The organism is Streptomyces sp. NPDC087906, assembly GCF_055584925.1.
In genome coordinates this window covers 826941-842057 of record NZ_JBVJLC010000003.1, presented here as the reverse complement: position 1 = coordinate 842057, position 15117 = coordinate 826941, and the positions used below count along the sequence as shown (strand labels likewise).

At 72.1% G+C, this 15117-nt stretch carries 11 protein-coding genes and 1 riboswitch; of the genes, 9 read left to right on the top strand and 2 right to left on the bottom strand.

Going from position 1 to position 15117, the window contains the following annotated elements:
* Positions 1-97: 97 nt before the first annotated feature.
* Both ACZ63I_RS13135 and ACZ63I_RS13130 read left to right on the top strand, forming a co-directional pair.
* Entirely contained in the window at positions 98-1264 is a 1167-nt protein-coding gene (locus ACZ63I_RS13135; RefSeq protein WP_469338171.1) for a citrate synthase/methylcitrate synthase, read from the top strand.
* 26 nt (positions 1265-1290) lie between these two features.
* Positions 1291-2340 carry a CobW family GTP-binding protein gene (locus ACZ63I_RS13130; protein ID WP_469338170.1) on the top strand — a complete coding sequence of 350 codons (1050 nt, stop codon included), beginning with the start codon at positions 1291-1293 and terminating at the stop codon, positions 2338-2340.
* 9 nt (positions 2341-2349) lie between these two features.
* Here the strand turns inward: ACZ63I_RS13130 and ACZ63I_RS13125 are convergent, their stop codons facing one another.
* The gene (locus ACZ63I_RS13125) at positions 2350-4800 is read right to left on the bottom strand and encodes a DNA gyrase/topoisomerase IV subunit A (protein ID WP_469338168.1); all 2451 of its coding nucleotides are present in this window, start codon (positions 4798-4800) and stop codon (positions 2350-2352) included.
* 189 nt (positions 4801-4989) lie between these two features.
* Between ACZ63I_RS13125 and ACZ63I_RS13120 the strand changes: the two genes are divergently transcribed.
* From ACZ63I_RS13120 to ACZ63I_RS13110, 3 genes are all read left to right on the top strand, one after another.
* A complete protein-coding gene (locus ACZ63I_RS13120; RefSeq protein ID WP_469338381.1) occupies positions 4990-6366 on the top strand; it encodes a M16 family metallopeptidase in 1377 nt (458 codons plus the stop codon).
* Between the two features lie 17 nt (positions 6367-6383).
* Positions 6384-7751, top strand: a complete 1368-nt coding sequence (locus ACZ63I_RS13115) for a M16 family metallopeptidase (RefSeq protein WP_469338379.1) — start codon at positions 6384-6386, stop codon at positions 7749-7751.
* A 181-nt stretch (positions 7752-7932) separates the two neighbouring features.
* A riboswitch (cyclic di-AMP (ydaO/yuaA leader) is annotated at positions 7933-8094 on the top strand.
* 13 nt (positions 8095-8107) lie between these two features.
* Positions 8108-8884: a M23 family metallopeptidase gene (locus tag ACZ63I_RS13110; RefSeq protein ID WP_469338166.1), complete on the top strand. Its 777-nt coding sequence runs from the start codon at positions 8108-8110 to the stop codon at positions 8882-8884.
* A gap of 300 nt (positions 8885-9184) precedes the next feature.
* Here the strand turns inward: ACZ63I_RS13110 and ACZ63I_RS13105 are convergent, their stop codons facing one another.
* The gene (locus ACZ63I_RS13105) at positions 9185-9466 is read right to left on the bottom strand and encodes an HPr family phosphocarrier protein (protein ID WP_469338164.1); all 282 of its coding nucleotides are present in this window, start codon (positions 9464-9466) and stop codon (positions 9185-9187) included.
* 142 nt (positions 9467-9608) lie between these two features.
* On the opposite strand from ACZ63I_RS13105, the gene ACZ63I_RS13100 reads away from it, so the two are divergent.
* The 4 genes from ACZ63I_RS13100 to ACZ63I_RS13085 all read left to right on the top strand — a co-directional run bounded on the left by ACZ63I_RS13100 (position 9609) and on the right by ACZ63I_RS13085 (position 14944).
* Complete coding sequence (locus tag ACZ63I_RS13100) at positions 9609-12347, top strand: bifunctional acetate--CoA ligase family protein/GNAT family N-acetyltransferase (protein WP_469338162.1); 2739 nt, start codon at positions 9609-9611, stop codon at positions 12345-12347.
* Positions 12348-12436: 89 nt separating this feature from the next.
* Positions 12437-13039, top strand: a complete 603-nt coding sequence (locus ACZ63I_RS13095; RefSeq protein ID WP_469338161.1) for a DUF5998 family protein — start codon at positions 12437-12439, stop codon at positions 13037-13039.
* Entirely contained in the window at positions 13039-14235 is a 1197-nt protein-coding gene (locus tag ACZ63I_RS13090) for an alkaline phosphatase family protein (RefSeq protein WP_469338159.1), read from the top strand. Before ACZ63I_RS13095 ends, ACZ63I_RS13090 begins: the two co-directional genes overlap by 1 nt.
* 58 nt (positions 14236-14293) lie before the next feature.
* Positions 14294-14944, top strand: a complete 651-nt coding sequence (locus tag ACZ63I_RS13085; RefSeq protein WP_469338157.1) for a thymidine kinase — start codon at positions 14294-14296, stop codon at positions 14942-14944.
* The last annotated feature ends 173 nt before the right edge of the window (positions 14945-15117 follow it).

Below are 15117 nucleotides of genomic sequence, written 5' to 3'. Positions count from 1 at the left end.
ATTGATTCAATCAATGTTGACAGTGATCTCATCAAGCATGGACAGTTGAATCAAGTTCGAAAACACAGCAGCTAGAACCACAGCAGGGAGGCAGACCATGCCGGCAAACGGGACCGACACCCCGGTGCCCGACGTACCGCGCGGACTCGCGGGCGTCGTCGTCACCGAGACCGCACTCGGTGACGTCAGGGGCCGCGAGGGCTTCTACCACTACCGCCAGTACTCGGCGGTCGAGCTGGCGCAGACCCGCGAGTTCGAGGACGTCTGGCACCTGATGTTCGAGGGGGAGCTGCCGGACCGCGCCGCCCGCGCGGCCTTCACCGCCCGGACGGCCGCGCTGCGCAAGCTGCCCGACGACGTGTGGGACGTGCTGCCCGCCGTCGCCCGGCTCTGCGCCCGCTCGGGACCGCTCGCCGGGCTGCGCACCGCACTCTCGCTCTTCGGCGCTTCGGCGGGACTGAGCCCGCTGTACGACATCGCCGCGGACCGCAGGCGTGAGGACGCGCTCGCCGTGTGCGCCGTCGTACCGACGCTGCTCACCGCGCTGCACCGGCTGGGCCAGGGGCTTGAGCCGGTGGAGCCGCGTGAGGACCTGCCGTACGCGGCGAACTACCTGTACATGCTGACCGGCGAGGAACCGGAGCCCGAGCGGGCCCGCGCGATCGAGCATTATCTGATCTCCACGATCGACCACGGCTTCAACGCGTCCACCTTCGCCGCCCGGGTCATCGCCTCCACCGGCGCCGACCTGGCCGCAGCCCTGGTCGGTGGCATCGGGGCGTTCTCCGGACCGCTGCACGGCGGGGCGCCGAGCCGCGCGCTCGACACGCTCGACGCCATCGGGACGCCCGACCGCATCGATCCCTGGATCAGGGAGCGGGTCCTGGCGGGCGACCGGATCATGGGCTTCGGCCACGCCGTCTACCGCACCGAGGATCCGCGCTCCCGCATGCTGCGCGGGATCGCCCAGAAGTTCGGCGGGCCGCGGGTGGACTTCGCCGTGCAGGTCGAGGCGGGCGTCGAGGCCGTACTCGCCGAACTCAAGCCGGGCCGCGAGCTGCACACCAACGTGGAGTTCTACGCCGGGGTCGTCATGGAGCTGTGCGGACTGCCGCGCGAGATGTTCACCCCGACCTTCGCCGCCGCCCGGGTGGTCGGCTGGAGCGCCAACGTCCTCGAACAGGCGGCCGACACCAAGATCATCCGTCCGGCGGCCCGCTACACGGGCCCGCCCCCGCCGCAGCCGGTGCCCGCCGCCGGCTGAGCGGGCAGGCATTACGATCAGGCGGCGTGACCAGCAAAGCCATCCCCGTCGTCATCCTCGCGGGATTCCTCGGCTCGGGGAAGACGACCCTCCTCAACCATCTGCTGACGCAGAGCCGGGGCACCCGGATCGGTGTCGTCGTCAACGACTTCGGGGCCATCGAGATCGATGCCCTGACCGTCGCCGGGCAGGTCGACTCGATGGTGTCCCTCGGCGACGGGTGCCTGTGCTGCGCCGTGGACGCCAGTGAGCTGGACGGCTATCTCGACCGGCTCGCCCGCCCCGAACTCGCCATCGACGTCATCGTCGTGGAGGCCAGCGGGCTCGCCGAGCCGCAGGAACTCGTCCGGATGGTCCTCGCCGGCGACAACCCGCGCGTCGGCTACGGGGGACTGGTCGAGGTCGTCGACGCCGCCGAGTTCGACGCGACCAGGGCGCGGCACCCCGAGACGGACCGGCATCTCGCCGTCGCCGATCTCGTCGTGCTCAACAAGACCGACCGTACGGAACCGGCCGAGCGGGAGCGGATCCTCGGCGTCCTCGCCGAACTGAGCCCCGGCACCCCGGTCGTCGCGGCCTCGCACGGACGCGTCGACCCGGAGGTCCTCTTCGACCGCAGGCCCGGCGCGCGGACCGTGGGGCAGCTCTCCTTCGACGACCTGCGGGCCGAGGAGGACGGCGGAGCGGGTCACGACGATCATCTCCACGCCGCCTACGACAGCGTGGAGTTCGTGTCGGCCGAGCCGCTGGACCCGCGCCGGCTGATGGCGTTCCTCGACGAGCGGCCCGAAGGGCTCTACCGCATCAAGGGATTCGTCGACTTCGGCGCCGCCGACCCGGACCACCGCTACGCGCTGCACGCCGTCGGCCGCTTCCTGCGCTTCACGCCGGAACCCTGGCAAGCCGCCGAGCAGCGGCTCAGCCAGCTCGTACTGATCGGCGCGGGCACCGACCGGGACGCCCTGCTCAAGGAGTTGGAGGCGTGCCGCGACCCGGCGCCGCAGGACGCCCCCGCCGACGAACACGGCATGTGGGGCGTCCTGCGCTACGTACGGGACGCGGCGGAACCGGCCTAGTGCCGCCCGTCAGTGCGCCGGGCCCGCCAGCACCTCGACCGTCGTCTCCAGCGGCTGGCCCGAGCCGTCCCTGCGCGGGTCCAGCTCCGGCAGCTCCACCGGGGTGCCGTTCTTCTTCGCCGCACGGGCCGGACTCGCGCCCGCCCAGGCGAGGACCAGCAGCTCCTCGCCCTTGAGGAACCGGTGGCAGCGCACCCCGCCGGTCGCCCTGCCCTTGCGGGGGTACTGGTCGAACGGGGTGAGCTTGGCCGTACGCACCGAGTCGTCGAGCGTGCCCTCGGAGCCCGTGACCGTGAACACCACCGCGTCGGCCGCCGGATCCACCGCCGTGAAGGAGATCACCGACGCGCCCTCCGCCAGCTTGACCCCCGCCATACCGCCGGCGGCCCGGCCCTGCGGACGCACCTGCGCCGACGGGTAGCGCAGCAGTTGGGCGTCCGAGGTGATGAAGACCAGGTCCTCCTCGCCGGTACGCAGCTCGGCGCCGCCCACCACGCGGTCGCCCTCCTTGAGGGAGATGACCTCCAACTCGTCCTTGTTCGCCGGATAGTCGGGGACCACCCGCTTGACGACACCCTGCCGGGTGCCCAGCGCGAGCCCCGGGGACGACTCGTCCAGCGTGGTCAGGCAGATCAGGTCCTCGTCGGCGTCCAGCGCGAGGAACTCCGCGATCGGTGCCCCGCCCGAGAGATTCGGCGCCGACGCGGTGTCGGGCAGTTGCGGCAGGTCGATCACCGAGATCCGCAGCAGCCGGCCGGCCGATGTCACGGCCCCGACATCGCCGCGCGCCGTCGCCGGCACGGCCGAGATGATCACGTCGTGCTTGACGCGCCTGCCGTCACCGCCTTCCAGCGGCTCGCCGTTGACCGTACGGGCCAGCAGGCCCGTCGACGACAGGAGCACCCGGCACGGGTCGTCGGCGACTTCGAGCGGCACAGCGGCGGCGACCGAAGCGCCGGACTCCAGCAGGACCGTACGGCGCGGGGTGCCGAACTTCTTCGCCACCACGGCCAGTTCGGCCGAGACCAGCTTGCGCAGCTCGCTGTCCGACTCCAGGATCCCGGTCAGCTCGTCGATCTCGCCGTTGAGCCGGTCGCGCTCGCTCTCCAGCTCGATCCGGTCGAACCGGGTGAGCCGGCGCAGCGGCGTGTCCAAAATGTACTGCGTCTGGACGTCGGTCAGGGAGAAGCGCTCGATCAGCCGCTCCTTGGCCTGCGCCGAGTTGTCGCTCGACCGGATCAGCCGGATGACCTCGTCGATGTCGATGAGCGCGACCAGCAGCCCCTCGACCAGATGCAGCCGGTCGCGCCGCTTCGTCCTGCGGAACTCGCTGCGCCGGCGCACCACGGTGAACCGGTGGTCCAGATAGACCTCGAGCAGCTCTTTCAGACCCAGCGTCAGCGGCTGACCGTCCACCAGGGCCACGTTGTTGATGCCGAAGGACTCCTCCATCGGCGTCAGCTTGTAGAGCTGCTCCAGCACCGCCTCCGGGACGAAGCCGTTCTTGACCTCGATGACCAGACGCAGCCCGTGCGAGCGGTCGGTGAGGTCCTTGACGTCGGCGATGCCCTGGAGCTTCTTGGCCGAGACCAGATCCTTGATCTTGGCGATCACCTTCTCCGGGCCGACCGTGAACGGCAGTTCCGTCACGACCAGGCCCTTGCGGCGCGCCGTCACGTCCTCGATCGCGACCGTCGCGCGGATCTTGAACGTGCCCCGGCCGTTCGCGTACGCGTCCTTGATCCCGCCGAGGCCGACGATCCGGCCGCCGGTGGGCAGGTCGGGGCCCGGGATGAAACGCATCAGCGTCTCCAGGTCGGCGCCCGGATGCCGGATCAGATGGCGGGCGGCGGCCACCACTTCACCCAGATTGTGCGGCGGCATGTTCGTCGCCATCCCGACCGCGATCCCCGTCGCCCCGTTCACCAGGAGGTTCGGATACGCGGCGGGGAGCGTGATCGGCTCCCGCTCCTGGCCGTCGTAATTCGGCTCGAAATCGACGGTGTCCTCGTCGATCGACTCCGTCATCAGCGACGTCGCGTCGGCCATCCGGCACTCCGTGTACCGCATGGCGGCCGGCGGGTCGTCGTTGCCGAGGGAGCCGAAGTTGCCGTGTCCGTCGACCAGGGGCAGCCGCATCGAGAACGGCTGCGCCATCCGGACGAGCGCGTCGTAGATCGACGCGTCCCCGTGCGGATGCAGCTTGCCCATGACCTCACCGACGACTCGGGCGCACTTCACATAGCCGCGGTCGGGGCGCAGCCCCATCTCGTTCATCTGGTAGACGATGCGGCGGTGCACGGGCTTCATGCCGTCACGCGCGTCGGGCAGGGCCCGGGAGTAGATCACCGAGTACGCGTACTCAAGGAAGGAGCCCTGCATTTCATCGACCACGTCGATGTCGAGGATCTTCTCCTCGAAGTCCTCCGGCGGCGGGGTCTTCGTGCTGCGGCGGGCCATCGCTGCTGCGGCTCCTTCACAGGTCCTGTACGGCTTGTTCTTGCACTGACGCGGACCATTGTGGACCGTGCCACTGACATCACGGACCCCGACCCGTCGCGCGGGCCCGTTACGCGGGAACTTCGCCAGCGGTCAGCACGCTTGCATACAGTGGCAGCAGTTCTCCACCTCGCCATCGAAGGGACGTACATGCCCATGGGTCACACGGCCACAGCGCAGGCCGGCTCCGGCGGCCTGACAGCGACGGAGCACCGGCTGGCCAACGGCCTGCGCGTGGTGCTCTCCGAGGACCACCTCACCCCGGTCGCCGCGGTCTGCCTCTGGTACGACGTCGGCTCCCGTCACGAGGTCAAGGGCCGTACCGGACTCGCCCACCTCTTCGAGCACCTGATGTTCCAGGGCTCCGCACAGGTGAAGGGCAACGGCCACTTCGAACTGGTCCAGGGCGCCGGCGGCTCGCTGAACGGCACCACCAGCTTCGAGCGCACCAACTATTTCGAGACCATGCCCACGCACCAGCTCGAACTCGCGCTCTGGCTGGAGGCCGACCGGATGGGCTCGCTGCTCACCGCGCTCGACGAGGAGTCGATGGAGAACCAGCGCGACGTCGTCAAGAACGAACGCCGCCAGCGGTACGACAACGTCCCGTACGGTACGGCCTTCGAACGGCTGACCGCGCTCTCCTACCCCGAGGGCCACCCGTACCACCACACCCCCATCGGCTCGATGGCCGACCTGGACGCGGCGACGCTCGACGACGCGCGTGCGTTCTTCCGTACGAACTACGCGCCCAACAACGCGGTGCTGTCGGTCGTCGGCGACATCGACCCGGAGCAGACGCTCGCCTGGGTCGAGAAGTACTTCGGCTCGATCCCCTCGCACGACGGCAAGAAGCCGCCCCGCGACGGCACGCTCCCCGACATCATCGGCGAGCAGTTGCGCGAGGAGATCCAGGAAGAGGTGCCGGCCCGTGCGCTGATGGCCGCGTACCGGCTGCCGCAGGACGGCACGCGCGAGTGCGACGCCGCCGACCTGGCGCTCACCGTCCTCGGCGGCGGCGAGTCGTCCCGGCTGCACAACCGCCTGGTCCGCAGGGACCGTACGGCCGTCGCCGCCGGCTTCGGCCTGCTGCGCCTGGCCGGCGCGCCGTCGCTCGGCTGGCTGGACGTCAAGACGTCCGGCGGTGTGGAGATCCCGCAGATCGAGTCCGCCGTCGACGAGGAGCTGGCCCGCCTCGCCGAAGAGGGCCCGACCGACGAGGAGATGGAGCGCGCGCAGGCGCAGTTGGAGCGCGAATGGCTGGACCGGCTCGGTACGGTCGCCGGGCGCGCCGACGAACTGTGCAGGTACGCCGTGCTGTTCGGCGACCCGCAGCTCGCCCTGACCGCGGTGACCCGGGTCCTGGACATCACGGCGGCCGAGGTGAAGGCCGTCGCGGCGGCGCGACTGCGCCCCGACAACAGGGCGGTGCTGGTGTACGAACCCCTCGCCGCCGAAGAGTCCGCCGAAGAGTCCGCCGGCGAAGCGGCCACCGAAGAGACCGAGCACGAAGGGGCGGACAAGTGACCGAGGCTGCCGCGACCATGGAGTTCCACCCGCGGCCGACGGCCGGCGAAGCCAGGCCCTGGGCCTTCCCCGCGCCCGAACGCGGCGCCCTGGCCAACGGTCTGACGGTGCTGCGCTGCCACCGCCCGGGACAGCAGGTGGTGGCCGTCGAGATCTGCCTCGACGCGCCGCTCGACGCCGAGCCTGAAGGGCTCGACGGCATCGCCACGATCATGGCGCGCGCCCTGTCCGAGGGCACCGACAAGCACTCGGCCGAGGAGTTCGCCGCCGAGCTGGAGCGCTGCGGCGCCACGCTCGACGCGCACGCCGACCACCCCGGCGTCCGGGTCTCCCTCGAAGTGCCGGTCTCCCGGCTGCCCAAGGCGCTCGGCCTGGTCGCCGAGGCGCTGCGCGCCCCCGCCTTCGCGGACAGCGAGATCGAGCGGCTGGTCCGCAACCGCCTCGACGAGATCCCGCACGAGACGGCCAACCCGGGCCGCCGCGCCGCCAAGCAGCTCTCCAGGGAGCTGTTCCCCGCCTCCCTGCGGATGTCCCGGCCGCGCCAGGGCACCGAGGAGACGGTCGAACGGATCGACGCGGCGGCCGTGCGCGCCTTCTACGACGCGTACGTCCGCCCGGCCACGGCCACCGCCGTGGTCGTGGGGGACCTCACCGGCGTCGATCTGGACCAGGTGCTCGCCGACAGCCTCGGCGACTGGACCGGCAACACGGCCGAGCCGCGCCCGGTTCCGCCGATCAGCGCCGACGACACGGGCCGCGTCGTGATCGTGGACCGTCCGGGCGCCGTGCAGACGCAGTTGCTGATCGGCCGCATCGGCGCCGACCGGCACGACCGCGTCTGGCCGGCCCAGGTGCTCGGCACGTACTGCCTGGGCGGCACGCTGACCTCCCGGCTCGACCGGGTGCTGCGCGAGGAGAAGGGCTACACGTACGGCGTACGGGCGTTCGGCCAGGTGCTGCGCTCGGCCGCCGACGGTACGGGCGCCGCGATGCTCGCCATCAGCGGTTCGGTGGACACGGAGTCCACGGGCCCGGCGCTGGACGACCTCTGGACGGTGCTGCGCACCCTCGCCGCCGACGGCCTCACCGAGGCCGAGCGGGATGTCGCCGTGCAGAACCTGGTCGGGGTCGCCCCGCTGAAGTACGAGACGGCCGCGTCCGTCGCCGGGACGCTGGCCGACCAGGTCGAGCAGCACCTCCCGGACGACTTCCAGGCGCAGTTGTACGCGCGGCTGGCCGAGACGGGCACGGTCGAGGCGACGGCGGCGGCCGTGAACGCGTTCCCGGTCGACCGGCTCGTCACGGTGCTCGTCGGTGACGCCGCGCAGATCAAGGAGCCGGTCACGGCTCTCGGTATCGGCGATGTGACGGTCGTCGCGGGCTGATCGCTCCGCACGCCGAGCGATGGAAAGGGAGAACCCCGGTGCGGGTGGCCGGGGTTCTCCCTTTTGCCCGCTCTGCCCTGTGGTGTGCGCTACAAATGCCCGCGCGGTTTTGGCGATGCGAAGTCCGCCCGCTTAGCGTCGGTCGGGCTGTCCGCCAGTCACCAGCCGCGACCGCGGCATCGGGCAGCCATCGCCGAGTCCCCGTCAGGCGCGAGCCTGGGGAGCCGGGGACCCACGTCCCTGGGGTGAATCGGATGCCTTCGCCGACCGCGCGGAGGTGCCCGTAGGAGACCTTCCTGCTCCGAACCCGTCAGCTAACCCGGTAGGCGAGAAGGAAGGAAAGGACCAGCCACTCCATGGCGTTCACCCGTCCCACCGGGAAGCACCGTGCCCGCAGACGTCCCACCCGCAGGAGCCTGAGCGTGGCGGGCGTCGCGACGCTCACCGTCGGCGGAGTCGTCGGAGCACTGTCCTCCCAGGCGCTCGCCGCCGAGCCCGAGGGCCCGGCCGCAGGACAGGGCAGCACCACCACCCAGGCCATCGTCATCGGCGACTCCATCAGCGACACGATCGCCGCCCAGGCGACGGCCCAGCGGGCGGCGGCCGAGCAGGCGAAGCGGGTCGCCGCGGCCAAGGCCGAGGCGAAGCGGAAGGCGGAGGCGCGCGCCCAAGAGGTGCGCGAGGCCAGGCAGCGCGCCGCACGCGCCGCCGCGCGCAAGCGGCTGAACGCCTTCCGGACGCCGGTCGCGCACGCGTACGTGAGCACCGGCTACGAGAGCGGCGGGGCGCTGTGGTCGTCCGGCAGCCACACCGGCATCGACTTCCACGCCGCCACCGGCACCGAGGTGGTCGCCGTCGGCGCCGGCACCGTCGTGGAGGCGGGCTGGGGCGGCGCGTACGGCAACAACGTGGTGATCAGGATGCGCGACGGCATGTACACGCAGTACGGCCATCTCTCCTCGATCCAGGTCTCGGTCGGCCAGTCCGTCATGCCGGGGGAGCGGATCGCCCGCTCAGGAGCGACCGGCAACACCACCGGGCCGCATCTGCACTTCGAGGCCAGGACGAGCCAGGAGTACGGCACGGACGTCGACCCGCTGGCGTATCTGCGCGAGCACGGCGTGCACGTCTGACGGCGGCGGCGGCGACACGCGGGCGCACGCGGACACGGAAGCGGGGGGGGGGGCCCCCCCCCGGGGGGGCCCCCCCCCCCCCCCCGCCCCGGGGGGGGGGGGGGGGGGGGGGGGGCGGGGGGGGGGGGGGGGCCCCCCCCCCCGCCCCCCCCCCGCGTGCCGCCGCCGCCGCGCCGGGGGCGCCGCGGGGCGCGGGGGCGCCGCCCCGCCGGCCCGCCGCCCCCCGGGCGGGGGGGGCCCCCCCCCCGGCGGGGGCCCCCCCGCCGCTCTCCTACGGACGCTTCGGACGTGCCGAGCGGGTCAGACCGTCTCGGGAAGCTCGTCCAGCCCCTCGGCCACCAGCTTCGACAGCCGGTCGAGCGCCGCCTCGGCGCCGTCGGCGTCGGATGCGAGCACGACCTCCTCGCCGCCCTGCGCACCGAGTCCCAGCACGGCGAGCATGGACGCGGCGTTGACCGGGCTGCCGCCTTCCTTCGCGATCGTGACGGGGACGCCGGAGGCCGTGGCGGCGCGGACGAAGATGGATGCGGGGCGGGCGTGCAGGCCCTCGGCCCAGCCGACGTTGACGCGGCGCTCAGCCATGGTGTTGCCCTTCAAGTCTCAAGAGGTTGTCTAGACCAGTCTCTCATGTGCAGCCGAAACGGTTCTGCCGCCCCAGGGTGCCCCGCCCCGCCACCGGCCGCGACCGCTGCGTACGCCGCGGTCCAGGCCATAGGCTGGGCTTATGACGCCGTCGGATCACGCGTACCCCGATCACTGGGAAGCAGACGTGGTGCTGCGCGACGGAGGCACCGCACGGATCAGACCCATCACCGCCGACGACGCCGAACGGCTGGTGAGCTTCTACGAGCAGGTCTCCGACGAGTCCAAGTACTACCGCTTCTTCGCGCCGTACCCCCGGCTCTCCGACAAGGACGTGCACCGGTTCACCCACCACGACTACGTCGACCGGGTCGGACTCGCCGTCACCGTGGGCGGCGACTTCATCGCGACCGTCCGCTACGACCGGATCGACGAGCTGGGCCGCTCGGCCTCCGCGCCCGCCGACGAGGCGGAGGTCGCCTTCCTCGTGCAGGACGCCCACCAGGGGCGCGGCGTCGCCTCCGCGCTGCTCGAACACATCGCGGCCGTCGCGCGCGAGCGCGGTATCCGGCGCTTCGCCGCCGAGGTGCTGCCCGCCAACAACAAGATGATCAAGGTGTTCCGGGACGCCGGATTCACCCAGAAGCGCAGCTTCGAGGACGGCGCCGTACGCCTCACCCTCGACCTCGAACCCACCGCGGAGTCGCTGGCCGTCCAGCGCGGTCGCGAGCAGCGGGCCGAGGCCCGCTCGGTGCAGCGGCTGCTCGCCCCCGGATCCGTGGCCGTCGTCGGCACCAGCCGCACACCGGGCGGCGTCGGCCGCACCGTCCTGCGCAACCTCCTCGGCTCGGGCTACACGGGTCGTACGTACGCGGTCAACAGCGCCTTCGCCGACGACGCGGGCGAGCTGGACGGCGTACCCGCCCTGCGCTCGGTCGCCGCCGTCGAGGGCCCCGTCGACCTGGCCGTCATCGCCGTACCCGCCGACCGGGTGCCGGAAGCCGTCGCCGACTGCGGCGCCCACGGCGTACGGGGCGTGGTCGTGCTCTCCGCCGGATACGCCGAGAGCGGCGACCGGGGCAGGGAGCGCCAGCGCGCCCTGCTGCGGCAGGCCCGCTCGTACGGGATGCGGCTCATCGGCCCCAACGCCTTCGGGATCATCAACACCGCCGACGACGTACGGCTGAACGCCTCCCTCACACCGCAGTCGCCGCACCGCGGCCGTATCGGACTCTTCACCCAGTCGGGCGCCATCGGCATCGCCCTGCTCTCCGGTCTGCACCGGCGCGGCGCCGGTCTGTCGTCGTTCGTCTCGGCGGGCAACCGCGCCGACGTCTCGGGCAACGAGTTCCTGCAGTACTGGTACGAGGACCCGGAGACCGACGTCGTCCTCATGTACCTCGAATCGCTCGGCAACCCGCGCAAGTTCACCCGGCTCGCCCGGCGGATGGCCGCCACGAAACCGGTCGTCGTCGTCAAGGGCGCCCGGCACAGCGGCAGCGAGCCGCCCGGCCACGCCGTCCCGGTCAGCCGCATCCCGGAGGGCACGGTCTCGGCCCTGATGCGGCAGGCCGGCGTCATCCGCGTCGACACCGTCACCGAGATGGTCGACGCGGGACTGCTCCTCGCGGGCCAGCCGCTGCCCGCCGGGCCGCGCGTCGCCATCCTCGGCAACTCCGAATCGCTCGGCCTGCTCACCTACGACGCCTGCCTCGCCGCCGGGCTGCGCCCGCTGCCGCCGCTGGACCTGACGACGGCGGCGACCCCCGAGGTCTTCAGCGCCGCGCTGGCCACGGCCGTCGTCGACCCGGCCTGCGACGCGGTCGTGGTGACGGCGATCCCCGGCGTCGTCGCCGACGACGGCACCGCCCATCCCGCCGACGGCCCCGCCCTGGCGGCCGCCCTGAGGGAAGCGGCCCCCGACGCCCCCGCCAAACCGGTGGCCGTGGTCCATGTGGAGATCGAGGGCCTGGCCGAGGCCCTGGGAGCGGCGGACTCCACCGCCGCCGGCCGGCGGATCCCCGCCTACCCCGCCGCCGAGCGGGCCGTACGGGCGCTCGGCGAAGCCGTCAAGTACGCGCAGTGGCGGCGGGAGGCCGCAGCCGTCGGGCGGGTCCCGGAGTACGAGAACATCGCCGAGGGCGAGGCCGCGGCCCTCATCACCCGGCTGCTCGGCGCCGCCCCCGACACCCGGGGGATCGCCCTGTCGGCGGCCGACTCGCGTGCGCTGCTCGGCCACTACGGCATCGCCGTCCGGCCGACGCTGGCGGCGCCCGACCCCGACACCGCCGTCGAAGCGGCCGACGCCCTCGGCTATCCCGTCGCCCTCAAGACCACGGCGCCGGGGCTGCGGCACCGCGCCGACCTCGGCGGCGTACGGCTGGAACTCGGCGACGCGAAGCGGCTGCGGCTCGCCTACCAGGAGCTGACCGAGGCCCTCGGCAGCCCCGCCGAGCTGCGGCCCGTCGTCCAGGCCATGGCGCCGCGCGGCCTCGACACCGTCGTACGCGCGACGTTCGACCCGGCGGCGGGTGCCGTGCTCTCCTTCGGTCTCGCCGGGGCCGCCTCCGAACTGCTCGGGGATGTCGCGCACCGGCTGGTGCCCGCCACCGACCGCGACGTCGCCGAACTCATCAGGTCCATCAGGGCGGCGCCGCTCCTCTTCGGCTGGCGCGGCGCTGCCCCCGTCGACACGGCGGCCCTGGAGGAACTGCTGCTGCGGCTCTCGCTGCTGGTCGACGACCATCCCGAGATCGTCTCCGTCGCGCTCGAACCCGTCGTCGTCGCCACCCACGGGCTGTCCGTGCTCGACGCGCACGTACGTCTCGCACCCCCGCCGGCCCGGGACGATCTCGGCCCCCGCAGCCTCCCCAGCTACTGACACCCCGCGTGCGAGAGGCCAGGACGCGGCTTCTTCGACAGCCGACGCGGCGTCTCCCGCAGCCATGGGGCCACCGTAGGATGTGACCTATGGCGAAGACCGGTACGACGACCCAGGGGCTGCGCACGGCGATCGAGCGCAGCGGCTACTACCCGGCTCTGGTGGCCGAAGCGGTGGAGGCCGCTGTCGGCGGGGAGCCCGTCGAGTCGTATCTGGTGCATCAGGAGACCACCTTCGACTCCAACGAGGTGCGCCGCCATGTGACCGTGCTCGTCCTGACCGCCCACCGGTTCGTGGTGAGCCACACCGACGAGCAGGCCGCCGACAGCAGCTCGCCCACGCCGTACGCCACGACGTCGACCGAATCGGTCAGGCTCGACCGGATCTCGTCCGTCGTGGTCAGCAGGGTCGTCGCCAACCCCGAGTCGTACACCCCGGGGTCGCTGCCCCGCGAGGTCGTGCTGACCATAGGGTGGGGCGCCGTCTCCCGGATCGACCTGGAGCCCGCCGCCTGCGGCGACCCCAACTGCGAGGCCGACCACGGCTACACCGGCAGCTCCACCGCCGACGACCTGAGCCTGCGGGTCAGCGAGGCGGGCGACGGGCCCGACGCCGTCCGGCAGTCGCTCGTCTTCGCCCAGTCGCTCTCGGAGGCCACGACGGCCGCCGCCGCGACCGCGACCAACCGCTGATGGCCGCCCAGCCGCTCTGGCAGGATCCCGTGCCGCTCGGTCTCGACACCGCGCCGCTGCCCGAGTACGGCAGCGGCTCCCTCGTCGACCTGCTGCCCACCATCGCGGCCGGGCAGGGCGTGCCGGACATGACCGCCGCCATCGCCGAACTGACCCCCGCCGACCGGAACTGCGTCTTCCTGATCGACGGCCTCGGCTGGGAGCAGATCCTCGCGCACCCCGTCGAGGCCCCCTTCCTGACCTCGCTGCTGCCCACCTCGCGCGGCGCGACGGGCCGCCCGATCACCGCGGGATTCCCCGCCACCACGGCGACCTCGCTCGCCTCCGTCGGCACCGGCCTGCCGCCCTCCGCGCACGGCCTGCCCGGCTACACCGTGCGCGACCCGGACACCGGCGCGCTGATGAACCAGCTCCGCTGGAAGCCCTGGACCGACCCGCACGTCTGGCAGCCGTACCCCACCGTCTTCCAGCGCGCCGACGCCGCCGGGGTGCACACCGCGCAGGTGTCGTCGCCGACCTTCACCCACACCCCGCTCACCAAGGTCGCCCTCAGCGGCGGCACCTTCCACGGCCGGCTCTCCGGCGAGGAGCGGATGGATCTGGCCGCCGCCCAACTCGCGGCCGGCGACCGCTCGCTGGTCTACACGTACTACAGCGAGGTGGACAGCAAGGGCCACCGCTTCGGCATCGACTCCGACGCCTGGCGCGGCCAACTGATGTACGCGGACCGGCTGGTGCAGCGGCTCGCCGAGCAACTGCCGCCGCGCTCCGTGCTGTACGTGACCGCCGACCACGGCATGATCGACGTACCGTTCGACGAGGAGTCGCGCATCGACTTCGACGAGGACTGGGAGCTGCGCGCCGGGGTCGCCCTGCTGGGCGGCGAGGGCAGGGCCCGCCATGTCTACGCGGTGCCGGGCGCCCACGGGGACGTGCTCACCGTCTGGCGCGAGGTGCTGGGCGACCGGTTCTGGGTGGCGAGCAGGGACGAGGCGATCGAGGCGGGCTGGTTCGGCCCGCCGGGACAGATGGACGAGCGGGTGCACGGCAGGATCGGCGACGTCGTGGCGGCGGCGCACGACGACGTGGTGATCACGGCTTCGGTCAAGGAGCCGCACGAGTCGGCGATGGTCGGAATGCACGGCTCGATGACCCCCGTCGAACAGCTCGTTCCGCTGCTCGAAGTACGCTCGTAGCCGCCCCCGGGCCCGCCCGCCCCTCGCACCCGCCCCACCGAAAGGCCGTCACCCCCTCATGCCAGAGCTGGTGTTCTTCTCCGGAACGATGGACTGCGGGAAAAGCACCCTCGCCCTTCAGATCGAGCACAACCGGTCGGCACGCGGGCTCCAGGGCATGATCTTCACCCGGGACGACCGGGCGGGCGAGGGCAAGCTGTCGTCCCGGCTCGGCCTGGTCACCGACGCCGTCGAGGCCGCCGACGGCTTCGACTTCTACGGGTATCTGGTGGACCGCCTCTCGCAGGGCGGCCGGTGCGACTACGTGATCGCCGACGAGGCGCAGTTCCTCGGCCCCGAGCAGGTCGACCAGCTCGCCCGGGTCGTGGACGACCTGGAACTGGACGTCTTCGCCTTCGGGATCACCACCGACTTCCGCTCCAAGCTGTTCCCCGGCTCGCAGCGGCTGGTGGAACTGGCCGACCGCGTCGAGGTGTTGCAGGTCGAGGCGCTGTGCTGGTGCGGCGCGCGGGCCACCCACAACGCCCGTACGGTCGGTGGCGCGATGGTCGTCGAGGGCGCGCAGGTCGTCGTCGGCGATGTCCACCAGGCGGGCGACGAGATCGGCTACGAGGTGCTGTGCAGGCGCCATCACCGGCGCCGGATGACGGCAGCGAGCGCCAAGGCGGGCGCGCTCTCGCCCGATGTCCTTCCGGTCAACGGCGGATAACAGGACGGCACCGTAACGGTGATCCAAGCCACAACTCATTGACTGACAGCGAAATACATACGCAACATTGAGGAAACCCATCTCTCCGCAGGGGTGGTTCAGGCCCGAACTGTAAACGTTTCCAGTTGATGGTTCTGTCAGTAAATGTGCGTCGTGTCAGCAAAGGGGCAAGG